This is a genomic window from Herminiimonas glaciei, assembly GCF_042664955.1.
GTDB lineage: Bacteria > Pseudomonadota > Gammaproteobacteria > Burkholderiales > Burkholderiaceae_D > Oxalicibacterium > Oxalicibacterium glaciei.
On record NZ_JBHTBU010000003.1, the window covers coordinates 85,286 to 111,378 of the forward strand.

At 55.2% G+C, this 26,093-nt stretch carries 24 protein-coding genes; 17 read left to right on the forward strand and 7 right to left on the reverse strand.

Translation table 11 applies throughout. From position 1 onward, the window contains the following. The first annotated feature begins 12 nt into the window (after nt 1–12). The 9 genes from ACFQPC_RS16980 to ACFQPC_RS17020 all read left to right on the forward strand — a co-directional run bounded on the left by ACFQPC_RS16980 (nt 13) and on the right by ACFQPC_RS17020 (nt 7,664). Nucleotides 13–663, forward strand: a complete 651-nt coding sequence (locus ACFQPC_RS16980; protein WP_382273033.1) for a histidine phosphatase family protein — start codon at nt 13–15, stop codon at nt 661–663. A 145-nt stretch (nt 664–808) separates the two neighbouring features. Then, nucleotides 809–1,825: a tRNA dihydrouridine synthase DusB gene (gene dusB / locus ACFQPC_RS16985; RefSeq protein ID WP_382273034.1), complete on the forward strand. Its 1,017-nt coding sequence runs from the start codon at nt 809–811 to the stop codon at nt 1,823–1,825. A gap of 79 nt (nt 1,826–1,904) precedes the next feature. Then, nucleotides 1,905–2,138, forward strand: coding sequence for a Fis family transcriptional regulator (locus ACFQPC_RS16990; RefSeq protein ID WP_041296317.1), 234 nt, complete (start codon nt 1,905–1,907; stop codon nt 2,136–2,138). Between the two features lie 135 nt (nt 2,139–2,273). After that, nucleotides 2,274–3,839, forward strand: a complete 1,566-nt coding sequence (gene purH, locus ACFQPC_RS16995) for a bifunctional phosphoribosylaminoimidazolecarboxamide formyltransferase/IMP cyclohydrolase (protein WP_382273035.1) — start codon at nt 2,274–2,276, stop codon at nt 3,837–3,839. 56 nt (nt 3,840–3,895) lie between these two features. Further along, a complete protein-coding gene (gene ruvC / locus ACFQPC_RS17000; protein WP_382273036.1) occupies nt 3,896–4,438 on the forward strand; it encodes a crossover junction endodeoxyribonuclease RuvC in 543 nt (180 codons plus the stop codon). 41 nt (nt 4,439–4,479) lie between these two features. Then, on the forward strand, nt 4,480–5,055 hold the full coding sequence (gene ruvA / locus ACFQPC_RS17005; RefSeq protein WP_382273037.1) for a Holliday junction branch migration protein RuvA: 576 nt from the start codon (nt 4,480–4,482) through the stop codon (nt 5,053–5,055). Nucleotides 5,056–5,090: 35 nt separating this feature from the next. After that, the gene (ruvB, locus tag ACFQPC_RS17010) at nt 5,091–6,149 is read left to right on the forward strand and encodes a Holliday junction branch migration DNA helicase RuvB (protein WP_382273038.1); all 1,059 of its coding nucleotides are present in this window, start codon (nt 5,091–5,093) and stop codon (nt 6,147–6,149) included. A gap of 26 nt (nt 6,150–6,175) precedes the next feature. Then, nucleotides 6,176–6,631: a YaiI/YqxD family protein gene (locus ACFQPC_RS17015; RefSeq protein WP_382273039.1), complete on the forward strand. Its 456-nt coding sequence runs from the start codon at nt 6,176–6,178 to the stop codon at nt 6,629–6,631. Between the two features lie 190 nt (nt 6,632–6,821). Then, the gene (locus ACFQPC_RS17020; RefSeq protein ID WP_382273040.1) at nt 6,822–7,664 is read left to right on the forward strand and encodes a 2-keto-4-pentenoate hydratase; all 843 of its coding nucleotides are present in this window, start codon (nt 6,822–6,824) and stop codon (nt 7,662–7,664) included. A 98-nt stretch (nt 7,665–7,762) separates the two neighbouring features. Here the strand turns inward: ACFQPC_RS17020 and ACFQPC_RS17025 are convergent, their stop codons facing one another. After that, nucleotides 7,763–10,660: a valine--tRNA ligase gene (locus tag ACFQPC_RS17025; RefSeq protein ID WP_382273041.1), complete on the reverse strand. Its 2,898-nt coding sequence runs from the start codon at nt 10,658–10,660 to the stop codon at nt 7,763–7,765. A 264-nt stretch (nt 10,661–10,924) separates the two neighbouring features. On the opposite strand from ACFQPC_RS17025, the gene thiS reads away from it, so the two are divergent. From thiS to ACFQPC_RS17045, 4 genes are all read left to right on the forward strand, one after another. Further along, on the forward strand, nt 10,925–11,128 hold the full coding sequence (thiS, locus tag ACFQPC_RS17030) for a sulfur carrier protein ThiS (RefSeq protein ID WP_012078181.1): 204 nt from the start codon (nt 10,925–10,927) through the stop codon (nt 11,126–11,128). A 106-nt stretch (nt 11,129–11,234) separates the two neighbouring features. Next, nucleotides 11,235–12,032, forward strand: coding sequence for a thiazole synthase (locus ACFQPC_RS17035; RefSeq protein ID WP_382273042.1), 798 nt, complete (start codon nt 11,235–11,237; stop codon nt 12,030–12,032). 34 nt (nt 12,033–12,066) lie between these two features. Next, nucleotides 12,067–12,690 (forward strand): thiamine phosphate synthase, encoded by a 624-nt coding sequence (thiE, locus tag ACFQPC_RS17040; RefSeq protein WP_382273043.1) that lies wholly within the window; start codon nt 12,067–12,069, stop codon nt 12,688–12,690. Nucleotides 12,691–12,844: 154 nt separating this feature from the next. After that, nucleotides 12,845–15,127: a UvrD-helicase domain-containing protein gene (locus tag ACFQPC_RS17045; RefSeq protein WP_382273044.1), complete on the forward strand. Its 2,283-nt coding sequence runs from the start codon at nt 12,845–12,847 to the stop codon at nt 15,125–15,127. A gap of 40 nt (nt 15,128–15,167) precedes the next feature. Here ACFQPC_RS17045 and ACFQPC_RS17050 read toward each other — a convergent pair whose 3' ends face one another. The 3 genes from ACFQPC_RS17050 to ACFQPC_RS17060 all read right to left on the reverse strand — a co-directional run bounded on the left by ACFQPC_RS17050 (nt 15,168) and on the right by ACFQPC_RS17060 (nt 17,407). Continuing rightward, a complete protein-coding gene (locus ACFQPC_RS17050) occupies nt 15,168–15,941 on the reverse strand; it encodes a BPSS1780 family membrane protein (RefSeq protein ID WP_382273045.1) in 774 nt (257 codons plus the stop codon). Further along, on the reverse strand, nt 15,941–16,909 hold the full coding sequence (locus ACFQPC_RS17055) for a homoserine kinase (RefSeq protein ID WP_382273046.1): 969 nt from the start codon (nt 16,907–16,909) through the stop codon (nt 15,941–15,943). Before ACFQPC_RS17055 ends, ACFQPC_RS17050 begins: the two co-directional genes overlap by 1 nt. Before the next feature lie 90 nt (nt 16,910–16,999). Continuing rightward, nucleotides 17,000–17,407, reverse strand: coding sequence for a DUF2782 domain-containing protein (locus ACFQPC_RS17060; RefSeq protein WP_382273047.1), 408 nt, complete (start codon nt 17,405–17,407; stop codon nt 17,000–17,002). Between the two features lie 251 nt (nt 17,408–17,658). On the opposite strand from ACFQPC_RS17060, the gene polA reads away from it, so the two are divergent. The 3 genes from polA (at nt 17,659) to ACFQPC_RS17075 (ending at nt 22,318) form a co-directional block, all read left to right on the forward strand. Continuing rightward, nucleotides 17,659–20,415: a DNA polymerase I gene (polA, locus tag ACFQPC_RS17065; protein WP_382273048.1), complete on the forward strand. Its 2,757-nt coding sequence runs from the start codon at nt 17,659–17,661 to the stop codon at nt 20,413–20,415. Between the two features lie 104 nt (nt 20,416–20,519). Continuing rightward, entirely contained in the window at nt 20,520–21,404 is an 885-nt protein-coding gene (locus ACFQPC_RS17070) for a dienelactone hydrolase family protein (RefSeq protein ID WP_382273049.1), read from the forward strand. A gap of 155 nt (nt 21,405–21,559) precedes the next feature. After that, nucleotides 21,560–22,318, forward strand: a complete 759-nt coding sequence (locus ACFQPC_RS17075) for a ZIP family metal transporter (RefSeq protein WP_382273296.1) — start codon at nt 21,560–21,562, stop codon at nt 22,316–22,318. A gap of 34 nt (nt 22,319–22,352) precedes the next feature. Here the strand turns inward: ACFQPC_RS17075 and ACFQPC_RS17080 are convergent, their stop codons facing one another. The 3 genes from ACFQPC_RS17080 to ACFQPC_RS17090 all read right to left on the reverse strand — a co-directional run bounded on the left by ACFQPC_RS17080 (nt 22,353) and on the right by ACFQPC_RS17090 (nt 25,390). Next, nucleotides 22,353–23,198 carry a sulfurtransferase gene (locus tag ACFQPC_RS17080; RefSeq protein ID WP_382273050.1) on the reverse strand — a complete coding sequence of 282 codons (846 nt, stop codon included), beginning with the start codon at nt 23,196–23,198 and terminating at the stop codon, nt 22,353–22,355. Between the two features lie 23 nt (nt 23,199–23,221). Continuing rightward, nucleotides 23,222–24,151: a DMT family transporter gene (locus ACFQPC_RS17085; protein ID WP_382273051.1), complete on the reverse strand. Its 930-nt coding sequence runs from the start codon at nt 24,149–24,151 to the stop codon at nt 23,222–23,224. Between the two features lie 138 nt (nt 24,152–24,289). Continuing rightward, nucleotides 24,290–25,390, reverse strand: coding sequence for an aromatic ring-hydroxylating oxygenase subunit alpha (locus tag ACFQPC_RS17090; RefSeq protein WP_041296322.1), 1,101 nt, complete (start codon nt 25,388–25,390; stop codon nt 24,290–24,292). A gap of 443 nt (nt 25,391–25,833) precedes the next feature. Between ACFQPC_RS17090 and ACFQPC_RS17095 the strand changes: the two genes are divergently transcribed. Then, complete coding sequence (locus ACFQPC_RS17095; RefSeq protein ID WP_012078194.1) at nt 25,834–26,088, forward strand: exodeoxyribonuclease VII small subunit; 255 nt, start codon at nt 25,834–25,836, stop codon at nt 26,086–26,088. Nucleotides 26,089–26,093 lie beyond the last annotated feature (5 nt).

The window sequence follows — 26,093 nt, forward strand, 5'->3', positions numbered from 1 at the left end:
AACGAGGATGATGTGACAGAAATATTATTGATACGCCACGGCGAAACCGAGTGGAACGTCGGCAAGCGTTTGCAGGGACATACCGACGTTGCGCTGAACGATGAAGGTCGGCGGCAGGCCGCGGCACTTGGCCGTTTCCTGCTGGATGAGCCGCTGGATGCGATTTACTCGAGCGACTTGTTGCGCGCCTACGATACGGCGCAGGCAGTAGCGATCCCGCGCGGCATGCAGGTGCAGTCCGAGCAGGGTTTGCGCGAGCGTTGCTTTGGTGCTTTCGAAGGTTTGAACCATCCTGAAATCAAGGAAAAGTTTCCGCAAGATTACGCTGCATGGCAGCGTCGCGATATCGATGCGCGCTATCCGGACGGCGAGCGTCGTGCGGAAACCCTGCGTGAATTTGCGGCACGGGCGGTGGACTGTATTTCCCGCCTCGCGAGTATGCCGGGCAACCGCAAGATCGCAGTCTTCACGCATGGTGGCGTGCTGGATTCGGTGTACCGCCGTGTGAAAAGCATGGGCTATGAGCATCCACGTGACTTTGATGTGCTGAACGCCAGCATCAACCGTGTGAGCTTTGATGGGCAGAATTTCCAGATCCTGCAATGGGCTGATGTCTCGCATCTTGCGCATGCGTCGCTGGATGAAAATGACAACCCGAAGTAACAGCTGCAAATAAAAATTTGAAATAAGCCAGGCGAAATAGGCAAACTGGCAATAAGTTGCCTGTAAATACAACGTTTGGTGCATTGCTTCATAAGTCACGGGCGGATGCGGCTAAAATAGCGGTTTTCCTCCGCATGCTGCTGTCGTGAACATCGGTCCCTATTCCCTTCCGAACAATGTGTTTGTTGCCCCTATGGCCGGGGTGACGGACCGGCCATTCCGGCAATTGTGCAAACAATTGGGGGCGGGCTACGCAGTGTCGGAGATGGCGGCGTCCAATCCACGCCTGTGGGCCAGTGATAAATCGACACGCCGGACCAATCACGATGGTGAAGTCGAACCGAAGGCAGTACAGATTGCCGGTGCCGATCCGGTCTTGCTGGCGGAATGCGCCAAATTCAATGTTGATCGCGGTGCGCAAATCATCGATATCAATATGGGTTGCCCGGTCAAGAAAGTGTGCAATAGCTGGTGTGGTTCGGCCCTGTTGCAGCATGAAAGCCTGGTCGCGGAAATCCTGGAAGCCGTGGTCGCGTCTGTCAAGGTACCGGTTACGCTGAAATTCCGTACCGGCTGGGACCGGGCGCACAAGAATGCGCTGAATATCGCGCGCATTGCCGAACAAAGCGGCATCGCCATGCTGACCTTGCACGGCCGCACCCGTGCGGATGGTTATAGCGGTGATGCCGAGTACGAGACGATTACCGCAGTCAAGGCGGCAGTGTCTATCCCGGTAGTGGCCAATGGCGATATCACGACGCCGGAGAAAGCGCGTTATGTGCTGGATGTGACCGGTGCCGATGCGATCATGATCGGTCGTGCGGCGCAGGGACGGCCTTGGATATTCCGCGAAATCGAGCATTACTTGCGTACCGGCACGTATTTGCCAGCGCCGCTGATCGCCGAAGTGCGCACTCTGATGGATGAACATTTGCGTGCGCATTACGCTTTTTACGGCGAATACCTGGGCGTACGTACCGCGCGCAAGCATATCGGTTGGTACGTACGCGAACTTGTTGGCGGCGAAGCATTTCGTCAACAAATGAACAAGCTGGAAGACTGCGAGCAGCAATTGGCTGCCGTAAATACATTTTTTGAGTTGCAGTTGGCCCACGGCGAGCGGTTACAATATCGTCCGACCGCAGAAAAGTTGGCCGCCTGATAAGGGCTTGGTGTCTTGCCATGTAAGTGGCAGAATGCGAGCCCGACAAATTATAAAAACGCGCAATCAACCAAGCACAATGAGCAAAGATAATATCCAAGAAGTCGTCAAGAAAAGCCTGGAGAAGTATTTCAAGGATCTTGGTGAGCAAATGCCATCGAATGTTTATGAGATGGTGGTCTTCACAGTAGAAAAGCCTATCCTCGAAGCAGTGATGGAACGGGCCGAAGGCAATCAGTCGCACGCGGCGGATATGCTGGGCATCAACCGCAATACCCTGCGCAAGAAATTGCAGCAGCACGATTTACTGTAATTCCCAACTTTCTTCCCGCATTCCCGGCGGGAAGTAAATAAGCTAAGGGCGGCGAGTTATCGAACTGGCCGCACAAGCTGGATCCCTGTTACGACGCGCCTTTATCTTATTTAATTTACTTCCACTATTTTCATCATGATCAAACAAGCTCTCATCTCGGTCTCTGACAAAACTGGCGTTCTGGAATTTGCGCGCGCCTTGTCAGGCATGGGCGTCAATATCCTGTCGACCGGAGGCACGGCAAAACTGCTGGCTGAGAACGGCATCAACGTGACCGAAGTGGCCGACTACACCGGCTTCCCTGAGATGCTGGATGGCCGCGTCAAGACCCTGCACCCGAAAGTGCACGGCGGCATCCTGGCGCGCCGCGATTTCCCTGAGCATGTCAGCGCACTGGAAAAGCACGCGATTCCGACTATCGATATGGTGGTCGTCAATCTCTATCCATTCCAGCAAACCGTGGCACGTGCAGAGTGCTCGCTGGAAGATGCAATCGAAAACATCGACATCGGCGGCCCTGCGATGTTGCGTTCATCGGCCAAGAATCACAAAGACGTGGTCGTCATTTGCGATCCGACTGACTACAGCCAGGTCCTGAGCGAGCTCGGTGCCAACCAGGGTGAAGTTACCTACGAAACCAAATTCGCATTGGCGAAAAAGGTATTCGCGCACACTGCACAATACGACGGCGCGATCACCAATTACTTCACCTCGCTGGGCGCAGATAAACAGCACGCCACACGCAGTGCTTATCCGTCTACCCTGAACCTGCATTTCGAAAAAGTGCAGGAAATGCGTTACGGTGAAAACCCGCATCAATCCGCCGCCTTCTATCGCGAAAGCAATCCGCAAGTCGGTGCGCTCGCCAACTACACGCAATTGCAAGGCAAGGAACTGTCGTACAACAACATCGCCGATGCGGATGCAGCTTGGGAATGCGTAAAGACTTTCGATGAATCGGCTTGCGTCATCATCAAGCACGCGAATCCTTGCGGCGTGGCAGTCGGTGCCAGCCCGCTGGAAGCGTATAGCAAGGCCTTGCAAACCGATCCGACCTCGGCTTTTGGCGGCATTATCGCCTTCAACCGTGAGCTGGATGGCAATGCGGCAGAAGCAGTGGCCAAGCAATTCGTTGAAGTCCTGATCGCGCCTTCCTTCAGTGAAAAAGCCAAACAGATTTTCGCCGGCAAACAAAACGTACGCCTGCTGGAAATCCCGCTCGGTAATGCTGTCAATGCACATGACTTCAAACGCGTAGGTGGTGGCTTGCTGGTGCAATCGCCGGATGCGAAAAATGTTTTGCTGGCTGAACTGAAAGTCGTCAGCAAGAAGCAACCAACACCGCAACAATTGCAAGACCTGATGTTTGCCTGGCGCGTCGCCAAGTTCGTTAAATCGAATGCGATAGTGTTCTGTGCAAATGGTATGACCATGGGCGTAGGCGCAGGTCAAATGAGCCGTATCGATTCCGCACGCATTGCTTCGATCAAGGCGCAGAATGCAGGCTTGTCGCTGGCCGGTACTGCAGTTGCGTCGGATGCATTTTTCCCGTTCCGTGACGGCCTCGACGTGGTGGTTGCTGCCGGTGCAACTTCGGTCATCCATCCGGGTGGTTCGATGCGCGATCAGGAAGTGATCGATGCCGCGGATGAGCAAGGTGTCGTGATGCTGATGACAGGCACACGCCACTTCCGTCACTAATCAGCAAAGTCATGCGACAGTAGTCGCGTGACTTGTTTATAGCTACCTCTTACTCCATGAAAATTCTCGGCATCGACCCTGGCTTGCGTACCACCGGCTTTGGCGTGATCGAGAAGCATGGCAACAAGCTGAGCTACATCGCATCGGGCACCATCAAAACGCCCGATGCCGATTTGCCGCAACGCCTCAAAACCATACTCTCCAGCGTCTCCGAAGTCATTGCGACGTATCGCCCCGATTGTGCGGCGATAGAGAAAGTCTTCGTCAACGTGAACCCGCAATCGACACTCTTGCTCGGTCAGGCACGGGGTGCTGCGATATGCGCACTGGTGCATGCCGATTTGCTGGTGGCGGAATATACCGCGCTACAAGTCAAGCAAGCAGTCGTAGGGCAGGGCAAGGCACAAAAAGCACAGGTGCAGGATATGGTGCAGCGCCTGCTGAAGTTGTCGGGTTTGCCCGGCACTGATGCCGCTGATGCATTGGGTGTGGCGATCTGTCATGCGCATAGCGGCGAAACCCTGAGTGTGCTGGGTGCACTGGCACCGGAATTGGCACGCAAGGGTTTGCGTGTACGCGGCGGCCGCCTGGTCGGTTAGTATTAGTCTTCCGTTTTTATATTTCCCAAGGTCACACTGAGATGATAGGTCGTCTTTCCGGAGTATTGCTCGAAAAAAATCCACCGCAATTGCTGGTCGATTGCAATGGTGTCGGTTATGAAGTCAATGTGCCGATGAGCACCTTCTACAACCTGCCCGGCCTCGGTGAAAAAGTTGTGTTGCTGACCCATCTGACGGTACGTGAAGATGCGCACATCCTGTTTGGCTTTGGTACGAACGAAGAACGTAACGTCTTCAAGCAACTGGTGAAAATTACCGGTATAGGTGCGCGCACGGCGCTCTCCATCCTGTCCGGTATGTCGGTGGCTGATTTGTCGCAGGCGATCACGATGCAGGAAGCCGGACGCCTGACCAAGATACCTGGCATAGGCAAGAAAACCGCCGAACGCCTGTTGCTGGAGCTGAAGGGCAAGCTTGGTGCCGACCTCGGCGTGGCCGGCGTCGTCGCAACCGATGCCACTTCCGATATCCTGAATGCATTGCTGGCCCTGGGTTATTCCGACAAGGAAGCGATGCTGGCATTGAAACAGGTACCGGCCGGTACCGGTGTTTCGGACGGTATCAAGCTCGCACTCAAGTCCCTGTCCAAGGCATAAGTTAACTTTCACCGCCGCCGCGCTACAATGCGACCATGAGTATTCAAACCGACGATTTCAGCGAGCAACGCATCATTGCCGCCACTCCCGCCTCCGCTAACGAGGAGGCGATAGAGCGCGCGCTGCGTCCCAAGCAGCTGGACGAATACGTAGGCCAGGAAAAAATCCGTGGCCAGCTGGAAATCTTCATCACCGCAGCGCGGCAACGACACGAAGCACTGGATCACACCTTGCTGTTTGGTCCACCGGGTTTGGGCAAGACCACCCTCGCGCACATCATTGCGCGTGAAATGGGCGTCAACCTGCGCCAGACTTCCGGCCCGGTGCTGGAACGTGCCGGTGACCTGGCCGCATTGCTGACCAACCTCGAAGCCAACGACGTACTCTTCATCGATGAAATCCACCGGTTGTCGCCGGTGGTCGAAGAAATCCTGTACCCGGCGCTGGAGGATTACCAGATCGATATCATGATCGGTGAAGGTCCTGCCGCACGTTCGGTGCGCCTCGATTTGCAACCGTTCACACTGGTCGGCGCAACCACGCGTGCCGGCATGTTGACCAATCCTTTGCGTGATCGCTTCGGTATCGTCGCCCGTCTCGAATTCTATACACCGCTGGAATTGACCAAAATCGTCACGCGCAGCTCGGCCTTGCTGCATGCGCCCATCGATGAAGACGGTGCATTTGAAATCGCCAAGCGCAGCCGCGGCACGCCGCGTATCGCGAATCGCCTGTTGCGTCGCGTGCGCGATTATGCGGAAGTCAAAGGCAACGGCAAGATCACCAAGGCGATGGCTGATGCCGCTCTGGTCATGCTGGATGTCGATCCGGTCGGCTTTGACCTGATGGATAGGAAGTTGCTGGAAGCGGTGCTGTTCAAATTCAATGGTGGTCCGGTAGGGCTGGACAACCTGGCTGCCGCGATCGGCGAAGAGCGCGACACCATAGAAGACGTACTCGAACCTTATTTGATCCAGCAAGGTTTCCTGCAACGCACGCCACGCGGTCGCATAGCCACGCCTGTGGCTTATGCCCATTTTGGCGTAACTGCGCCACAAACCGGGCCGAATGGCGACTTGTGGGCCGGGCAGTAAGCCCGCACATTTTCAAAAAGAGCAGCATGCAAATCTGGGTTGATGCCGATGCCTGCCCCAATGTGATCAAGGAAGTCTTGTTTCGCGTTGCGGACAGACTGGAAGTGCAGGTCACACTGGTGGCCAACAAATTGCTGCGCACGCCACCATCGCGTTTCATCAAGGCGTTGCAGGTGCCTGCCGGTTTCGATGTGGCGGACAATGAAATCGTGCGCCTGGTACAGCCGGGTGACCTGGTGATTACGGCCGACATCCCGCTGGCGGCCGACGTGCTGGGAAAAGGCGGGCATCCGCTGAATCCGCGCGGCGAGTTTTATACCAAAGACAACATCCAGCAACATTTGACCATGCGCAGCTTTATGGATGACTTGCGTAGCAGCGGTGTTGATACCGGTGGCCCGGCCGCCTTCAGCCAGGGCGATACACGCAATTTTTCCAATCAGCTGGACCGTTACCTGACGCGCCAGCGCAGCAAAGGCTGATGACCGCATTGACAGCTGTCACTGTTGCACTGTGTCATTAGTCAAATGACATCTCCGCATTAAAAAATTTCATCTGATACGGTCATCCTGGGACAATTTGCTCCTTTGCAGGGCGTCGACCTTGTGTGAGAATGTTGCATCGCAAATAAGGCTTTATTTCCTTTATTCAACTTCTCTGCGCGAGCTAGCCATGTTGATGTCTACCCAAGCCAATCGATACGCGCACCAATTACTGGCCGCGCGAGCGGATGCGCAACAAATTCCTTGCCTGACCAAAGACGACCATCTGAGCATCGCGGATGGCTATGACGTGGCCAAATGCATCGTCGATATACGTATTGCGCAAGGCGAGACGCCGATAGGACGCAAGATCGGTTTCACCAATCGCCGCATCTGGCCGAACTATGGTGAGCGCGAACCTATTAACGCGCCGATCTGGGCGCATATGTATGACGACACCGTGCGCTATTCGGAAGACAATCACGGTTTGCAGGATTTGACGGGGGCGGTGCAACCACGCATAGAGCCGGAAATCGTATTCAAGCTGGCCAAAGCACCGCCGCAGAATGCGACGCTGGAAGATATCGCCGATTGCATAGAGTGGATGGCGCATGGCTTCGAGCTGGTGGTCTGTCCGTTTGCGGACTGGAAGTTCGAAGCAGCGGATGCGGTTGCCGCTTTCGGTTTCCATGGCGCACTCATCCTGGGCGAGCCACATGTGCTGTCGTCGGCCACGCGTTTGCACCTGGCCGACATCCTGACCGCGGCCAGCGTTTCGCTGTCGTATAGCGAAGGCGCAGAGTTCCGCTTACATAGCGCAGGTTTTGGCAGCAATGTGCTGGACAGCCCGGTACACGCCTTGCTGAACTTGCACCAAACCTTGCAGACGCAACCGCAATTCGCACCACTGGCAGCCGGTGAACTCATTGCGACCGGCACCTTGACGGATGCTTATCCGGTGAAGCCGGGGCAAACATGGTCGACCGCATTTTCCGGTGTCGCCTTGCCGGGGCTGACTTTATCGTTTGTCTGATTTCGCAGTAATCACATGAAAAAAGCGGCTGACGTAGCAATACGTCAGCCGCTTTTTTATTGCCGCCCCGTCTAGCAGGGCGGCATCAGCTTACACACTTACAGTTTGGCAAATTGCTCGCGCAGTTTGTTCAGTGTGGCCGAGAAGTTGGCGACACGTTCCTTCTCCTGTGCCACGACTTGTGCCGGGGCGCGGGCGACGAAGCTTTCATTGCCGAGCTTGCTGTTGGCCTTGGTGATTTCGCCATCCAGACGTGCGATTTCCTTGCTCAGGCGTTCGCGTTCTGCTGCCACATCGATTTCCACTTTCAGCATCAGCTTGGCGGTGCCGACGATGGAAACCGGTGCTGGTGATTCCGGCAACTGCTCTGCAACATTCACTTCCGACAGCTTGGCCAGCGCTTGCAGATACGGTGCGAACGACTGCAGGCGTGCAGCCTGAGTGGTATCGCCTGCTTCCAGGATCAGCGGTACGCGCAATGCTGGTGATAATTGCATTTCTCCACGCAGGTTACGGCAGGCATCGGTCATCGACTTCAGTTCTGCCATCCAGTTCTCTGCCTGTTCATCGATCTTGCCAGCCTGTGCTTCAGGGTAAGGCTGCAGCATGATGGAATCGCCGGCAGGGTTAGCTTTGTAACCGGTCAGTGGAGCCACGGTTTGCCACAAGGCTTCGGTGATGAACGGGATCACCGGATGTGCCAGACGCAAGATGGTTTCCAGTACGCGCAACAGGGTGCGACGTGTCGCGCGCTGCTGTGCTTCGGTACCGGTCTGGATCTGTACCTTGGCAACTTCCAGGTACCAGTCGCAGTATTCATCCCAGATGAATTGATACAGCGACGCCGCGATATTGTCGAAGCGATAGTCGGCAAAGCCCTTGGCGATGTCGGCTTCAGTGCGCTGTAGTTTGGAAACGATCCAGCGATCCGCTTGCGAGAAGTCGGTGTAACCACCCGGATCGCAATCACCGGCTGCGCATGGCGCATCGCGGAAACCGCAATCGTGGCCTTCGCAATTCATCAGCACGAAGCGCGTTGCATTCCACAGCTTGTTGCAGAAGTTGCGATAGCCTTCGCAGCGGCTCAGGTCGAAGTTGATATTGCGACCCAACGATGCATAGCTCGCCATCGTGAAGCGCAGCGCATCGGTACCGTAAGCCGAGATACCGGCCGGGAATTCCTTGCGGGTTGCTTTCTCGATGCTGACAGCCTGCTTGGGATTCATCAAACCGACGGTACGCTTGCCCACCAGCTCGTCGACGTTGATGCCGTCGATCAGGTCGATAGGGTCCAGCGTATTGCCTTTCGACTTGGACATTTTCTGGCCACTGCTGTCGCGTATCAGGCCGTGCACGTACACCGTTTTGAACGGGACTTTGCCGGTGAAGTGCGTGGTCATCATGACCATGCGTGCAACCCAGAAGAAAATAATATCGAAGCCGGTTACCAGTACTGAGGATGGCAGGAAGGTTTTGAAGTCCGGCGTTTCTTCCGGCCAGCCCAGTGTCGAGAACGGCACCAGTGCCGACGAGAACCAGGTGTCGAGTACATCTTCGTCGCGGGTCAGCGGGCCGTTGTAGCCAGCTGCCGCAGCCTTGGCTTTTGCTTCTTCTTCATTGCGTGCGACATAGACTTTGCCTTCGCTGTCATACCAGGCCGGGATTTGATGACCCCACCACAGTTGACGCGAGATACACCAGTCCTGGATGTTGTTCAGCCACTGGTTGTAAGTGTTGGTCCAGTTCTCCGGCAGCATCTGGATTTCACCGTTCGCGACTTTTTCCAGCGCGACTTCGGTAATCGATTTGCCTGGGAAGTAAGTGCCTTCCGGTGCCGGTTTGCTCATCGCGACAAACCACTGATCGGTCAGCATAGGCTCGATCACGGTGTTGGTACGGTCACCGCGTGGCACCATCAATTTGTGCGGTTTGACCAGTTCCAGCAAACCTTGTGCATCGAGGTCGGCGACTATTTGTTTGCGCGCGGCAAAACGATCGAGACCCTGATAGGCAGCAGGTGCGTTTTCATTGATCTTGGCGTCCAGTGTCAGGATGCTGATCTTGTCGAGGTTGTGACGCTGGGCAACGGCGTAATCGTTGAAGTCATGTGCTGGCGTGATCTTCACGCAACCGGTACCGAATTCCTTGTCGACGTAATCATCTGCAATGACAGGAATCGTGCGCTCGCATAAAGGCAGGGTCAGCAGTTTGCCGACCAGGTGCTGATAGCGGGTATCGGTCGGGTCGACTGCAACTGCAACGTCGCCCAGCATGGTTTCCGGACGGGTGGTGGCGACCACGATGAAGTTGCGCTCTTCCCATTCAGTGGCATTGCCTGCTTCATCAAACACGATCGGGAATTTGTAGTTCGAACCGTCCGCCAGTGGATAGCGGATATTCCACATCTGGCCATCTTCTTCTTCCGATACCACTTCGAGGTCGGAGACAGCGGTGCCGAGTACCGGGTCCCAGTTGACCAGGCGTTTGCCGCGATAGATCAAGCCTTGTTCGACCAGGCGTACAAATACCTCGGTCACGGTCTTCGAGCGTGGCTCATCCATCGTGAAGTATTCACGGCTCCAGTCCGGCGAAGCGCCGAGGCGGCGGATCTGGCCGGTAATCGTCGAACCGGATTTTTCTTTCCATTCCCACACTTTTTCGACGAATTTCTCGCGGCCGAGGTCGTGGCGCGTGATTTTTTGTGCGTCGAGCTGGCGTTCAACCACGATCTGGGTCGCGATACCGGCATGGTCGGTACCCGGGATCCAGGCGGTGTTGTAGCCGCGCATACGGTGGTAGCGCGTCAGGCCGTCCATGATGGTCTGATTGAATGCATGGCCCAGGTGCAGGGTGCCGGTCACGTTCGGCGGCGGCAACTGGATGCTGAAAGCTGGTTTGTCTGCGTCGGTGGTGGCGGTGTAGTAACCGCGGTTCTCCCATTCGGTGCGCCAGAACGCTTCAATGTCGGCGGGATCGAAAGACTTGGCTAATTCCATGATTGAGTATGAATTGAATCGAATCAAGCATTATAAGTGACGATGAGGGGGTGTATTGCCTCTGATCTCGCAAATGAAGGTAGAATTCTGGTCTTCTCTGCTTGTCTGAGCCTCCAGGCCTTGCCCAAAGTTGAGTTTTAAGCGGAAGTCAAGTCAGGCCCTAGTCTGTGCCGCATCGGAAGCAAAACCGCGCCCTTGAATAAATGACAAGGCGGCCAGGGCAAGCAAGCACCTTTAAAAATAGTGAAGTGACAGAGTGAAGTGATGCTGGAAATCGAATTGAACGGCGCCATGCGCCAGGTTGAGAGTGGCCAGAATGTGGCTGACCTGATAGCGGAATTATCGTTGTCCGGCAAAGCCGTGGCGGTCGCCATTAACCGCGAAATCGTCCCGCGCGGGCAATGGGCAGAGCGCCAATTGCAGGCGGCTGACCGTATCGATATCGTGCGCGCCATCGGCGGCGGCTGATCATCTTCCTGTCAACACCGGCGGATCAAGCCGTGTGTTTGATATTGTTTACTTTGATTCCCTCGCAGTTTGCTCCATCCTGCACCCACGTACCCCGGAACCCATCATGACCAGCGCCCAATTTCCTGACGACCAACTGACGATCGCCGGCACCACTTATCGCTCCCGCCTGCTGGTAGGCAGCGGTAAATACAAAGACCTCGAACAGACCCGCGCCGCCAGCGAAGCCAGCGGCGCACAAATCGTCACTGTCGCGATTCGCCGCGTCAATATCGGGCAAGACCCGAATGCACCGAGCCTGCTCGATGTGCTGCCGCCATCCGAATACACCTTGCTGCCGAACTCGGCTGGTTGCTACAACGCGGCTGATGCGGTGTATACACTGCAACTGGGTCGTGAAATCCTCGGTGGCCACAAGTTGTGCAAACTCGAAGTGCTGGGCGATGAAAAGACCCTGTTCCCGAATATGCCGGAAACCCTGAAAGCAGCAGAAACGCTGGTCAAGGATGGCTTTGATGTGATGGTCTATTGCAGCGATGATCCGATCCAGGCGCGCATGCTGGAAGATATCGGTTGTGCCGCCATCATGCCGCTGGCGTCCTTGATCGGTTCCGGCATGGGCATCCTCAACCCATGGAATCTGTCGCTCATCATCGAACAAAGCAAAGTCCCGGTCATTGTCGATGCCGGCGTTGGTACCGCTTCAGATGCCGCGATTGCGATGGAACTGGGTTGCGACGGTGTCTTGATGAACACCGCGATTGCCGGAGCGCAAGACCCGGTACGCATGGCGCATGCAATGAAACTGGGTATAGAAGCCGGTCGCAATGCTTACCTGGCAGGTCGTATCGCCCGCAAATTCGCCGCTTCCCCATCGTCGCCGATGGCCGGACGCGTGGTTTAAAGTAGTTAAAAGAAGATAAAGAAGGCAAAGACGCATGAAATCTAATCTGCACGGTCTCTATCTCGTCACTCCGGATTGGGATGACACCCGCAAACTGCTGGAAATTACCGAACTCGCATTGAAAGGCGGCGTCAGCCTGCTGCAATACCGTCACAAGACTGCCGATGCAGCCTTGCGGCAGGAACAGGCGGAATGCCTGCAAGCGCTGTGCCGCAGCTATGAAGTGCCATTCATCATCAATGATCACATCGACCTGTGCCTGGGCATCAATGCGGATGGCATACACGTCGGCGGTACCGATAAATCGGTGGCCGAAGTGCGTGCCCTCATCGGCCCGGACAAAATCCTCGGTTCGTCCTGCTACGGTGACCTGGCTCTGGCGCATGCGGCGGAAGCGGCCGGTGCCAGCTATGTGGCCTTCGGTGGTTTCTATCCATCCAAGGTCAAGAAATACCCTGTTACCACCGCGCCGACCATCGTCAGCGACTGGAAAGCGCAAGGTCAAGTACCTAGTTGCGTAATCGGTGGCATGACCCGGGACAACTCCGCGCCGTTGGTAGCTAATGGTGCCGACATGGTAGCTGCGATCAGCAGCGTCTACCTGGCAGGTGATCCGCAAGCGGCGGCGCGTGCCTTTGTCAGCTTGTTCGCCAAGTAATTTTCCCTGGCTCCCGGTGCCCGCTTGCAAGCAGGCACCGATTGAGCCTCCTTGTTGCTTCCCTCACTTCACTATCGTGTTTTTAGCGCATGCCTTTGGGCAAGAGACGTGTAATCAGCGGCCTCTCGCCTGCTGTGGCGGCTATAATCGATAGATGCAAAATCTTCTTCACAATCTCAATCCCGAACAACTCGCCGCTGTCACCTTACCCGCACAGCCTGCATTGATTCTGGCAGGTGCCGGTTCCGGCAAAACCCGCGTACTGACCACGCGCATCGCCTGGCTGATCCAGACCGGGCAAGTTTCGCCTGCGGGCATACTCGCCGTGACCTTTACCAACAAGGCGGCGAAGGAAATGATGACGCGCCTGTCGGCGATGATGCCGATCAATACGCGCGGGATGTGGATAGGAACCTTCCACGGATTGTGTAACCGCCTGTTGCGCGCACATTACCGTGATGCCGCTTTACCGCAGACTTTCCAGATCCTCGACTCGCAGGATCAGTTATCGATGATCAAGCGTTTGCTCAAGGCAAACAATATCGATGATGAAAAATACCCGCCGCGCAACCTGATGTACTTCATCAATGGTGCAAAAGACCAGGGTTTGCGCGCCAGTGCAGTAGAAGCCTTCGATGACTACAACCGCAAGATGGTGGAGTTGTACGAAATCTACGATCAGCAATGCCAGCGTGAAGGCGTGGTCGATTTCGCTGAACTCCTGTTGCGCACCTACGAATTACTGAGCCGCAACCAGCCTTTGCGCGAACATTATCAATCGCGCTTCCGTCACATCCTGGTCGACGAATTCCAGGATACCAATGACCTGCAATACAACTGGCTGAAGCTGATGGCCGGCACGCAGGGCGCAGTGTTTGCGGTGGGCGACGACGATCAGAGTATCTATGCCTTCCGCGGTGCCAACGTCGGCAATATGAGTGCCTTCGAGCGTGAATTCAAAGTCGAGAACCTGATCAAGCTGGAGCAAAATTATCGCTCGCACGGTCACATCCTTGATACCGCGAATACGCTGATTGCGAACAACAGCAAACGCCTCGGCAAGAATTTGCATACCGATGCCGGCCACGGCGAATTGGTGCGCATCTACGAAGCGACCAGCGATTTGCAGGAAGCGCAATGGATCATAGAAGAGGCCAAGAGCCTGATCGCCGAAGGCGCGGCGCGTAGCGATATCGCCGTGCTGTATCGCTCGAATGCGCAATCGCGCGTGATCGAGCATGCACTGTTCTCTTCCGGTATTCCGTATCGCGTGTACGGCGGCCAGCGCTTCTTTGAACGTGCCGAGGTCAAGCACGCGATCGCTTACCTGCAATTGATGGATAACCCGCATAACGATTCCGCCTTCCTGCGTGTGGTGAATTTCCCGACACGTGGCATCGGCGCGCGTTCACTCGAACAATTGCAGGATGCAGCCAAGCAGTATGGAATTTCGCTATACGCGGCCGTACCCTATGTCACCGGCAAGGCCGGTACTTCGCTCGGTGCTTTCATCAAGTTGATAGAAGCGGCGCGCTTCGAAACGCAAAACCTGCCCTTGCCGGAGATGGTGCAAGTGGTGATCGATGCCAGTGGTTTGATCACGCATTACCAGAATGAAAAAGAAGGCGCGGACCGCATAGAGAATCTGGAGCAAGTGGTCAGTGCTGCCACTCTATTCGTGTCGGAAGAAGGATTTGGTCATGATGCGCCGGCCTTGCTGGGGCCGACCAGCCAGCAGATGGCAGGGCCTGCAATCGTGACACAGGATGGAGTGGAAATACTGGATGCGGATGCGCCTTTGCCGGTTGTGATGTCGCCTTTGTCCGCCTTCCTGTCGCATGCCTCACTGGAAGCAGGCGACAACCAGGCGCAAGCCGGACAAGATGCTTTACAGCTGATGACAGTGCATTCGGCCAAGGGGCTGGAATTCGATGCAGTGTTCATCACCGGCCTCGAAGAAGGTTTATTCCCGCACGAAAATTCGCAGAAGGAAGAAGGTGGCGTGGAAGAAGAGCGTCGCCTGATGTATGTCGCGATTACCCGTGCCAAGCGGCGTCTCTACATCAGCTTCTCGCAGACGCGCATGTTGCACGGCCAGATGCGTTTCAACCTGAAATCACGCTTCTTTGAAGAGATGCCGGAAGATTCGCTGAAATGGCTGTCGCCCAAAGTGCAGCAACATCACTGGACCGCGCATCCGAAAGCAGCGTGGGAAGACGCGCTCGGCGCAGGCACCAACCAGATCGCACAGAATATCGTGAAGAAGGATATCGGCTGGCGCATAGGTGAATCAGTGGCGCATGCCAAGTTCGGTGAAGGTGTGATCGTCAACATCGAAGGTAGTGGCGGCAATGCACGTGCGCATATCAACTTTGGCCGGCACGGCATGAAGCTATTGGATTTGAGTGTCGCCAAGCTCGAGAAGGTGAGCGGCTGAGGCAGGGTACAAGCGCTGTCTCAGCGCTTGTACCAAATCATTAGAAGGTAAGATTTTCCGGCGGTTCGCCGAACATTTGCGTGTAGGTCGGGTAAAACGAGCAGTACATGATCACGGTCAACACTAGAGACATAGGCAACAGGATGAAGATGGAAGCTGTTGCCGAATTCAATAACATCCCCAGTATCGAACTCACGACAACCGGGAAGATCATCCCTATGCTGACCCAGGCCAGGCCGTAAATCAGGAAGGCCTTGCCGGCGCGACGCACGGCAAAGAAGCTATAGAAAATCGCCTTGCCCACACCCATGCCTTGCCACGCGATCAGGGGTGCGGCAAACCAGAACGCCATCGCCGCAGGAATGTACACGGCAGCAGAGAAAAACATCGCCGTGGTCATGCTCGAAGCGCGCACGGTTTCCGCGTCCAGCACGATCTGGCCGGTCAGCGCCTGCCAGAACACACCACCATCTATCAGGCTGGAAGCGCCGACGGCGACAATGGCCGCAACCAGGTACAAGGTGCCGAGCTTGATCAGGGTGCGCATCGCCGGCGAACGAAAGCCGACCAGCAGCAGGTTCGGATAAACCCGTTTCCCGCTTTTGACATAAGCACATGCGTGCATGAAACTCATCGAAAACAGTGGTACCAGGATCAGCGGCAGCAACTGGCCGATGACAGGAATGATGCCCAGTCCCAGCATCAGGAACATATAGGCAAAGAAGAGCGTCGATAATTCAGCCGGTTGCTTGCGGAAGATGGCAAAGCCTTCTTTCACCCAAAGCCAACCGGTTATTGCAGGGAGTTTGTCCATCATCCAGCCGATGTAAAAAGAGGGGGCGTCGCTTGTTCGATGCGCAAACGCAGGATACGTTCAAAATGACCAGGATCATGTGGCGTCAGCATTTCCGCATCGCGCGGCAAATGGAAATCGTACAGGCGTGACAGCCAGAAGCGCAGGGCGCCGGCACGCAGCATCGTTTGCCATGCTGCTTGTTCAGCGGCAGTGAACGGACGTACATGATGGTAGGCGTCCAGCATCGCGCGGACCCGTTCCTGATCCAATACACCGGTTTCCACATCGATACACCAGTCATTCACGGTGACGGCGACGTCGAACAGCCAGGTATCGCAACCGGCGAAATAGAAATCGAAGAAGCCGGTCAGGTGATCGCCGTTGAACATCACATTATTGCGGAACAGGTCGGCATGGATAGGACCGTTCTGCAATTGACGATAAGTATCGGATTCGGCAAACGCGTTCTGGAAGGCCATTTCTTCTGCCAGCAGTTGTTTATTGCTGTCCGACAGGTAAGGCATGACGATAGGCGCGGTTTCATTACGCCAGGCCAGGCCACGCAGGTTCGGCTGGCGAATCGGGAAATTCTCCGCCGCAATATGCATGCGCGCCAGCATCGCACCGACCGCGGCGCAATGCACGGCTTGCGGTTTCATCTGCGAGCTGCCTTCGAGCTTGCTGACGATGGCCGCCGGTTTACCATGCAGGGCATTGATCAAATTACCCTGATGCGTCGCGATAGGTGCTGGTACCAGCACGCCGCGTTCCGCCAGATGGCGCATCAGGTTCAGGTAAAACGGCAGTTGTTCGAAGCTGAGGTTTTCGAATATGGTCAAAACATATTCGCCGAACTCGGTCGTGATGAAAAAATTGGTGTTTTCTATGCCGGATGGAATTCCCTTGATCGCGAGCGCTTTGCCCAGATCGAATTGGGTGATCCAGTGGGAGAGGTCATCCAGGGTGACCGGAGTAAATACTGCCATGGGGAAATTAAAAAGAAATACCTGTCATCAAAAAACAAAAATAACGCACCGAAGTGCGTTATTCAGGAAGCTGCGCGCGAAGTAAGTAACTTACTTGCCGGGAGCCGGAGCCAGTGTTTCCACAGGCTCAGGTGCCGGATGGCTTTTCGGCGGGCCGAATTCGCCGATCTGGAACTGCACCGGACGCGAGCTATCGCTTTGGCCATCGCCGCGCATTGCGCTGCCGGCCGGGTCATTCGGGTAGGCGTAATAGGTAGTACGGCCGGTTTGTACTTTTACTTCCGTTACGCGACCCTGGGATTTTTTCTCGGTAATTTTTTCTTTGGTATCAGGCTGGCGGATGGTCACCTCTGGTGCGGCGCCTTCTTCCAGGCGTTGCATCTGTGGTGGCGGCGGAGCCACGTCATTGCCAGGTGCATTTTGTGCGTTGACAACCATAGGCGTAGCGATGACCGCAGCGGTAATCGAGATAAGAGACCAGATTTTGGATGTGCGCATGATGTGTGTATGAGCCCGTCGTTGAAAGAAAGTTACGTTAGATACTTCATTGTAACAAACAGGGCTAAGCCTGCTGAAAATAGTTCATTTTGTTCTGAAACGTTCCATAAACACAATTTGCCATCACAGCGCGCAGAATTTGCATGGGTAAACTCTGCCATAATCGTAGCCGTTTGCCATCAGAGCTTAACCTGTGGCCTGCTTTATATAGACAGCCTTGTCGCCGTCCCTGTTTCCCTGACTGAATTCCTATGAATAAAACCCTGTTGTTAGTTGATGGTTCCAGCTATCTGTACCGCGCTTTCCACGCGATGCCTGATTTACGCGGCCCGAATGGCGCGCCTACCGGAGCCATCTACGGCATGATCAATATGCTGCGCCGCCTGCGCAAGGATTATCCCGATGCCGAATACATGGCTTGCGTATTCGATGCCAAGGGTAAAACCTTCCGCGATGATTTATATGCCGAGTACAAGGCGCAGCGTGCGTCCATGCCGGATGACCTGGTCAAGCAGATCGAGCCTATCCATGAAGCGGTGCGCGCGATGGGTTGGCCCATCCTGATGGTGGAGGGGATAGAAGCGGATGACGTGATCGGTACGCTGGCGGTGGAAGCAGTCAAGCACGGCATGGACACCGTGATCTCGACCGGTGACAAGGATCTGGCGCAACTGGTGAATGATCGCGTCATGCTGATCAATACGATGAGCAATGAAAAGCTGGACCGTGACGGCGTGATCGCCAAATTCGGCGTGCCACCGGAACGCATCATCGATTACCTGACGCTGATAGGCGATACCGTCGATAACGTCCCGGGCGTCGACAAGGTCGGACCAAAAACCGCAGTCAAATGGCTGACCCAATATGGCACGCTGGATGGCATCGTCGAGCATGCGGCAGAAATCAAAGGTGCGGTAGGCGACAACCTGCGCCGCGCACTCGACTGGCTGCCACAAGCGAAAACCCTGATCACCGTCAAAACGGATTGCGATTTGTCCGATCATATGGAAGGCATCATCGAGTCACTGACGCAGCGGCCCGAAGATAAGGATGCGATGGTCGACTTCTTCACGCGCAATGGTTTCAAGACCTGGCTGCGCGAGTTGACCGACAAGCCGGAAGCAAATGAGGGCAGTGCACCCGCAACGGGCGGTGATACCGCTCCGCAAGGCGCCTTGTTTGCCGATGATGCGCCGGAAGTCGAAAAGCACTATGAAACCATATTGACTGAAGCCGATTTGGAACGCTGGTTGCAGAAAATTGATAGCGCGGCATTGACCTCCATTGATACCGAAACCACTTCGCTAATCCCGATGCAGGCGCAACTGGTCGGTATTTCACTCTGTTGCGAACCGGGTGTCGCTGCGTATATTCCAGTCGCACATCATTACCAGGACGTACCGCAGCAATTATCGCGTGAGCTCGTATTGGAAAAAATGAAGCCTTGGCTGGAAGATGCGAGCAAGGCCAAGGTCGGGCAAAACCTGAAATACGATAGCCATATTTTTGCCAATCACGGCGTCAATCTGCGCGGCATCGTGCACGACACCTTGCTCGAATCCTATGTCTTCGAATCACACCGTAGCCATGATATGGATAGCCTGGCCCTGCGTCATCTGAATCGTAAGACGATTACCTTCCAGGAAGTCTGCGGCAAGGGTGCATCGCAAATCGGTTTCGAACAGGTTGAGATCGGCCGTGCCACCGAATACGCGGCAGAAGATGCTGACATCACCCTGCAACTGCATCATCGTATGTGGCCGAATGTGGCGGAAGATAATGGCCTGACTTTTGTCTATGAAAAGATTGAGTTGCCGACAGCGGTAGTGCTGCAAAAGATAGAGCGCAACGGCGTGCTGATTGATCCGGATTTATTGGCCAAGCAATCGAATGAGCTGGGCAAGCGCATGCTGGAGATCGAACAGAATGCCTACGAACTGGCTGAGCAGCCCTTCAATTTGAATTCGCCGAAACAGATAGGCGAAATTTTCTTTGAAAAATTGAAGCTGCCGGTCGTCAAAAAAACGCCATCGGGTTCGCCATCGACAGATGAAGAAGTGTTGCAAAAACTGGCGGAGGATTATCCACTGCCGAAAGTCTTGCTCGAATATCGTGGTTTGTCGAAACTGAAGTCGACTTACACCGATAAATTGCCGAAGATGATAGATCCGACTACCGGCCGCGTGCATACCAATTATGCGCAAGCGGTGGCGGTGACCGGTCGCCTGGCATCGAACGATCCCAATCTGCAAAACATCCCTATCCGCAATGCCGAAGGCCGGCGTATACGCGAAGCCTTTATTGCGGCGCCGGGGAATGTCATTGTCTCAGCCGATTATTCGCAAATTGAATTGCGCATCATGGCGCATATTTCCGGTGACGAAAATATGCTGCAAGCCTTTGCCGATGGCGAGGATATCCACCGTGCAACAGCGGCAGAAATTTTCGGTGTCGAGCGCAGCGCGGTTGACAGTGAGCAGCGTCGTTATGCGAAGGTGATTAACTTCGGCCTGATCTATGGCATGAGTGCGTTCGGCCTGGCCGGCAACCTCGGCATAGAACGCTCGGCTGCGCAAAGCTATATCGAGCGATACTTCCATCGTTTCGCCGGCGTGAAGCGCTATATGGATGAAACCCGCCTCGAAGCCAAGGCGCGCGGTTATGTGCAAACAGTTTTTGGCCGTCGCCTGTGGCTGCCGGAAATCAATTCGCCTAACGGTCCGCGTCGCCAGGGTGCCGAACGGGCGGCGATCAATGCGCCTATGCAGGGTACTGCGGCTGACCTGATCAAGCTGGCGATGATCGCGGTACAGGGCTGGCTGGAGACAGAAAACCTGCAGTCGAAAATGATCATGCAGGTACACGATGAATTGGTGCTGGAAGTGCCGGAAAGCGAGTTGCCGCTGGTCCGTGAGAAACTGCCGGAACTGATGCGTCATGTCGCGCAACTGAAAGTGCCTTTGATCGCCGAAGTGGGCGTCGGCAATAACTGGGATAAAGCGCACTAAGAATTTGGAGTGCATGCCGTATTGATTTCGCCGTTTGCTGTCGCGGTGCGGGCAGCAAGTATTTTTTCAATTGAGATGCAAGAACTATCTACTGGAGGATTGCAATGGATAATTTGAAAGAGGACTTCGATAGCCTGGTCGCCAAAACACCGATCTCCGATGGCGTTGATCGGCGCGGCTTTTTGAAGACGGCTTTGGGTAGCGGATTTGCCGCAGCAGTGTTGCCGATTGCCGCGCACAGTGCGGTGACAACGGATAGCAAAGGCCTGACGGTGGGCGAAATCACGGTTAATGTGAATGGCCAGGCGGTACCGGTCTATCGTGCACAACCGGCGGGCAAAACCAATTTGCCGGTGGTGCTGGTGATTTCCGAAATCTTTGGCGTGCATGAATACATCGCCGACGTCGCACGTCGTTTCGCCAAGCTTGGTTATCTGGCGCTGGCCCCTGAGTTATTCGTGCGCCAGGGTGATCCCGGTTCTTACGGCACGATCGCCGAATTGCAAAAAGAAATCATCTCCAAAGTACCGGATGCACAGGTCATGACCGACCTCGATGCGGTGGTGGCCTGGGCCAAGGCGAATGGCGGCAATACCGACAAGCTGGGCATTACCGGTTTCTGCTGGGGTGGTCGTGTGACCTGGCTGTATTCCGCGCACAATCCGAAGGTCAAGGCCGGTGTCGCCTGGTACGGCCGCCTGGTGGGCAACAACAATGAAATGACGCCGAGCAATCCGGTCGATATCGCCGCCAAGCTGAAGACCCCGGTGCTGGGTTTGTACGGTGCGCAGGATGGCGGTATTCCGGTCACGACCGTGGTGCAAATGCAGGATGCGCTGTCCAAGGGCAAGAGCAAGTCCGAGTTCGTGCTGTTCAAGAATTCCGGCCATGCCTTCCACGCCGACTATCGCTCCAGCTATGTAGAGGCGGATGCGAAAGAAGGCTGGCAGCGTTGTGTCGACTGGTTTAAAACCCATGGCGTAAGCTAAACGCAAGACCCGCAAGCAGCGGGGCAGGGACGCGACGCTGTGGCATATCCGCACCGTCGCGTTTTTATTTGCTGAAATAGCCGGGATATGTTTTAATTTGCAACCTTGTTGCATTAAGCCCGGAGCCAAAAATTAATTCCACGCTCGTTTCCATTCTGTTGACCACCGCCATTTCCGGTGTCTTCAGCATTTCTGCCGCGGCTTTGTTTTCGTTTTCGCTGCTGTCCAAGCTGGTAGACCGCATGGTCAGCCTGTCGGTCGGTATCCTGCTGGCGACTTCACTCTTGCATGCCTTGCCGGAAGCATTTGAGTCGGGGGCCGATACGCATGCATTGTTTGCGCTGCTGCTGGCAGGTTTGCTCGGCTTCTTCCTGCTGGAGAAGTTCGCGATCCTGCGCCACTCACATCATCATGAAGACGACGGTCACGGCCACGAACACGGGCATGATGCCAAAGAAGCGGGCGCCGCCGGCTGGATGATCCTGGTTGGTGACAGCCTGCACAATTTCACCGATGGCATCCTGATCGCGGCTGCTTTCCTGGCCGATCCCCATCTTGGCATCTTGACCGGTCTGGCCATTATTGCGCATGAAATCCCGCAGGAAATCGGCGACTTCATCGTGTTGTTGAACGCTGGTTTCAGCCGTAAGCGTGCTTATGCCTACAACATTATTTCCGGTTTGACTGCAGTGGTCGGCGGTATCGTCGGTTACCTGATGCTGGACCAGTCGCAAGAGTGGATTCCGTATGTGCTGGTATTTGCCTCATCCGGATTTATCTATATCGCAGTCAGCGACCTGATGCCGCAGATGCAGCGTCGTGCATCGATGCGCGAGACTATCCCGCAAATCGTACTGATCGCACTCGGTGTGGCTATCGTCTTATTCCTGACAGGACATGCGCACGCCCATTGAGCGTGTACATTAGTCCCTGAAAGCCCGGTTCGCTTCAGGCAACCGGGCGTGCCGGATCGGCACACCATTCACTCCATGATCCCGGATACAGTGCAGCGCCTTGCATGCCTGCAATTTCGAGTGCCAGCAGGTTGTGACAGGCAGTCACGCCGGAGCCGCATTGCATGACGGCCTTCGTCGGATCTGCCACTACGGCACTGAATTCCTGACGCAATTGTTCAGGGGATTTGAAGTTGCCATCGGCTTGCAGGTTCTCTTTGAAGAAGCGATTTTTCGCGCCGGGTATATGCCCGCCGACCGGATCTATCGTTTCATTTTCACCGCGGAAGCGATCTGCTGCGCGTGCATCGACAACTGTTAGTTTTTCATTCGACAGATTGGCCAGCAAGTCATTTGCTGTAACGGTAGTGACCAGGCTGGCGCGGTCCGTTAAGGTGCCCAGCACACGTGGCGACTCTTCAGTCGACAGCCACATGCCGCTGGCCAGCCACGCAGGCAAGCCACCATCCAGTACCGCGACCGCTTCATGCCCGACCCAGCGCAGCATCCACCACAGACGGGCAGCAAACATGCCGCCTTGTGCATCGTAGACGACTACCTGCGTATTGTTGTTGATGCCCCAGCGTTGCAGGGTGGCGATGAAGGCGGCGCGATCCGGCAACGGATGACGACCGCGGAAGACGCCATCGGCGCCGACTTTCTCACCAGCCAGGTCTTGATCCAGATGGGCGAATTGCGCATTCGGCAAATGACCTTCGGCATACGCGCGTGCGCCTGCTTCCGGATTCGCCAGATCGTGGCGCGTATCGAGTATGACCCAGCCCGGCTCAAAGATATGTTTGGATAAATCAGCTGCTGAAATGAGGGTGCTATAGGTCATGTCTTTTTCCTGTCGCTGCTGGTTTAGAGTTCAGTCGAAATTGGATCGGCTGGCGTCACCGTTTTTACGGTAGCCGAATTACGGATATTGTAGAACGTTGCGACGATGCCGCTGACCAGTATGATCGCGATGCCGAGCCAACTAAAGAAACCAAGGATATCGCTCCAGATCAATACACCCCAGATACTGGAAAACACGATGCCTGTGTATTGCAGGTTGGCCGTCACCAGCGTGTTGCCGAGGCGGTAGGCACGGGTCATTGCCATTTGCGCAATCGCAGCAAATACACCTATGCTCAGTAGCAGGAACATCCCATACGTCGAGTGTGAGCGTAACAGGCTAATCGATTCTCCGTGCAAGCCCGGACCGAACAGGCAGCCGGCCAGGCCTGCGATAAAGCCGGTGGCGGAGAAATAAAATACGACGCGGGATTCCGGCTCACCCAATTGTCCGAGGTGTCGTACCTGCAGATAAGCGAGTGCCGACAGCGCGCCTGAGCAGAGGCCGAGGAAACCGCCCAGCCATTGGTCTGCATGTATTGATGGACGCAGCAACAGGGTCACGCCAACGAAGCTGGCCGTAATCGCCAGCACCAGTCCCCATTCGAAGCGGCGTTTGCCGGCGCGCCAGGCGGCCACGAACAGGATGCCCGAGATCCAGATTGGCGCCATGTAGTTGAGCGTCATCGCTGTCGCCAGCGGCAGCAGGCCGATCGCACAAAACCAGAGCCACAGGGCAGTCACGCCGACCACACAACGCCACAAGTGTTGCCAGATCAGATGCGTCCTGAGGCTGCCGCCTTGTTGCAGGATGAGGATGTAAATAAAGATCACGCCGATGAAGCCGCGATACATGATGATTTCCGCGACCGAATAGGTTTCGGATGCGAGCTTGACGCACACGCCCATGATGGAAAACATCAGCGTTGCGACAAGCATCCAGAGTGATTGCATGAGAAGTGAAGAGTGTTACTGCGGGTTGATGCTGCGCGATATTACTAAACTGAGACGAACAAACTGTGACTACGAAACTGATACTGCTGAGACTGCATGCCGGGACTGCAGCTGCGCAGCCCCGGCTAGTGACACTTGTTAAACGTCCAGCTGACGGCGATACCATTCATGGAAGTGCTGCATGCCATCTTCCATCGGCGACTGGTAAGGCCCCACTTCATTTTCGCCGCGGTCCAGCAGGATCTTGCGGCCGGCATCCATGCGCAAGGCGATTTCATCGTCTTCTTCGCAGGTTTCCATATAGGCAGCACGTTCGGCAGCAACGAAGTCGCGTTCGAACAGGACGATTTCTTCCGGGTAATAGAACTCGACCACATTCCGTGTTTTTTGCGGACCGTTAGGCCATACCGTCGATACCACCAGTACGTGCGGATACCATTCGACCATGATGTTCGGATACAGCGTCAGCCAGATCGCGCCGTAAGGCGGCGTCTCGCCATTGCGGAATTGCAGGATCTGCTCTTGCCACTTTTGATATTTTTCCGAGCCGGATTTCGCCAGCGCATGATGCACGCCTACGGTTTGCACGCTGTACTCATCACCGAATTCCCACTTCAGGTCATCGCAGCTGACAAAGCTGCCAAGGCCGGGATGGAAGGGCTCGACGTGGTAATCCTCCAGATAGACTTCAATGAAAGTCTTCCAGTTGTAATCGCATTCGTGGACTTCGACGTGGTCCAGCATATAGCCGCTGAAATCCAGGTCCTTGGTGACACCGAGCTTGCCCAGGATTTTTGCAACGTTCACGCCGTTTTGTTCAAACAGCAAACCGTTCCAGCTTTGCAATGGCGTGTTCGACAGGTTCAGGCAAGGCGTTTCGCCGAAATGCGGCGCGCCTATCAATTCGCCCTTGAGGTCATAGGTCCAGCGATGCAGCGGGCAGACGATATTCTTCGCATGGCCGCGACCATTGAACATTTTCGCCTGGCGATGACGGCAGACGTTAGAAAGCAACTCTATTCCCTGCTGACTGCGGACCAGCATGCGGCCTTCGTTTTCCCACGCGAGCGTGGCAAAGTCGCCGACATTCGGCACCATCAGTTCATGCCCTGCATAACGTGGGCCTGCACGGAATAGTTGCTGGATTTCCTGCTTCAACAGTGCTTCGTCAAAATAGACGTTGACTGGAAGCTGCGCGTTAGAACGCGCGAGTTTGGCGAGATTAGCCAGATCGGACATCCCCACCCCCAAATTAATTTGCACCCCCTGTGTCCCTATAGGGAGGGAGCATCCGCTGGCAGGCGGATGCTGTTACGCAGGCTATGAGCTTTGCTCATCGCATTCCCTGCTGCACCCTAAGAGGAAAGAATCCGCAAAAACCTAAATCAAACGAGATAAAGAGGCAATTTTGGACAGAACCGAGGATTATACCCCAGAGTTTTATACTCCGACGAGCCTGCAGACCAAGGATCTGCGCCATATTTCCCTGAATTAATAAAAAGAAAATATTTCTGCCCGCTATGGGCTCGACAGTAGCAAAAATCAGCAGGGCGGGGACTATTTGCCCCGTTTTTGCCAAAAAACCAGATTTTCCGTATTGGAAACCAGCGTATATGCAGCGTTTATCCACCGGGCAGGGTGGTTTGCTCTAAAATAACGGGCTAAACCTTTTTCCTGCATTTATGTCAAAAAAATCTACCTCTGCCGCCTTGCCTTCATCGTTTGAAGAAGCGATGGCAGAACTCGAACAGCTGGTCGCGCGCATGGAAGCGGGCGAACTGCCGCTGGAAGCATCGGTGGCGGCCTACAAGCGTGGCTCCGAACTGGTGAAGTACTGCGCCGCGCAACTCGAAAAAGTCGACAATCAGGTCAAGGTGCTGGAAGGCGATATGCTCAAACCATTCAACGCGGATCGTGCGATCGAGGCGGATGAATGACGACT

What these genes read in the sequence shown, in the direction of transcription:
- ACFQPC_RS17020 (WP_382273040.1), top strand. Translation starts at nt 6,822, where the DNA reads ATGTTGATGTCTACCCAAGCCAATCGATACGCGCACCAATTACTGGCC.
- ACFQPC_RS17050 (WP_382273045.1), bottom strand. Translation starts at nt 15,941, where the DNA reads ATGGACAAACTCCCTGCAATAACCGGTTGGCTTTGGGTGAAAGAAGGC.
- ACFQPC_RS16990 (WP_041296317.1), top strand. Translation starts at nt 1,905, where the DNA reads ATGAGCAAAGATAATATCCAAGAAGTCGTCAAGAAAAGCCTGGAGAAG.
- ACFQPC_RS17080 (WP_382273050.1), bottom strand. Translation starts at nt 23,198, where the DNA reads ATGACCTATAGCACCCTCATTTCAGCAGCTGATTTATCCAAACATATC.
- ACFQPC_RS17085 (WP_382273051.1), bottom strand. Translation starts at nt 24,151, where the DNA reads ATGCAATCACTCTGGATGCTTGTCGCAACGCTGATGTTTTCCATCATG.
- ACFQPC_RS17070 (WP_382273049.1), top strand. Translation starts at nt 20,520, where the DNA reads ATGGATAATTTGAAAGAGGACTTCGATAGCCTGGTCGCCAAAACACCG.
- thiE (WP_382273043.1), top strand. Translation starts at nt 12,067, where the DNA reads ATGAAATCTAATCTGCACGGTCTCTATCTCGTCACTCCGGATTGGGAT.
- ACFQPC_RS17095 (WP_012078194.1), top strand. Translation starts at nt 25,834, where the DNA reads ATGTCAAAAAAATCTACCTCTGCCGCCTTGCCTTCATCGTTTGAAGAA.
- ACFQPC_RS17035 (WP_382273042.1), top strand. Translation starts at nt 11,235, where the DNA reads ATGACCAGCGCCCAATTTCCTGACGACCAACTGACGATCGCCGGCACC.
- purH (WP_382273035.1), top strand. Translation starts at nt 2,274, where the DNA reads ATGATCAAACAAGCTCTCATCTCGGTCTCTGACAAAACTGGCGTTCTG.
- ACFQPC_RS17015 (WP_382273039.1), top strand. Translation starts at nt 6,176, where the DNA reads ATGCAAATCTGGGTTGATGCCGATGCCTGCCCCAATGTGATCAAGGAA.
- ruvC (WP_382273036.1), top strand. Translation starts at nt 3,896, where the DNA reads ATGAAAATTCTCGGCATCGACCCTGGCTTGCGTACCACCGGCTTTGGC.
- ACFQPC_RS17055 (WP_382273046.1), bottom strand. Translation starts at nt 16,909, where the DNA reads ATGGCAGTATTTACTCCGGTCACCCTGGATGACCTCTCCCACTGGATC.
- polA (WP_382273048.1), top strand. Translation starts at nt 17,659, where the DNA reads ATGAATAAAACCCTGTTGTTAGTTGATGGTTCCAGCTATCTGTACCGC.
- ruvA (WP_382273037.1), top strand. Translation starts at nt 4,480, where the DNA reads ATGATAGGTCGTCTTTCCGGAGTATTGCTCGAAAAAAATCCACCGCAA.
- ruvB (WP_382273038.1), top strand. Translation starts at nt 5,091, where the DNA reads ATGAGTATTCAAACCGACGATTTCAGCGAGCAACGCATCATTGCCGCC.
- ACFQPC_RS17025 (WP_382273041.1), bottom strand. Translation starts at nt 10,660, where the DNA reads ATGGAATTAGCCAAGTCTTTCGATCCCGCCGACATTGAAGCGTTCTGG.
- ACFQPC_RS17045 (WP_382273044.1), top strand. Translation starts at nt 12,845, where the DNA reads ATGCAAAATCTTCTTCACAATCTCAATCCCGAACAACTCGCCGCTGTC.
- ACFQPC_RS17090 (WP_041296322.1), bottom strand. Translation starts at nt 25,390, where the DNA reads ATGTCCGATCTGGCTAATCTCGCCAAACTCGCGCGTTCTAACGCGCAG.
- thiS (WP_012078181.1), top strand. Translation starts at nt 10,925, where the DNA reads ATGCTGGAAATCGAATTGAACGGCGCCATGCGCCAGGTTGAGAGTGGC.
- ACFQPC_RS17060 (WP_382273047.1), bottom strand. Translation starts at nt 17,407, where the DNA reads ATGCGCACATCCAAAATCTGGTCTCTTATCTCGATTACCGCTGCGGTC.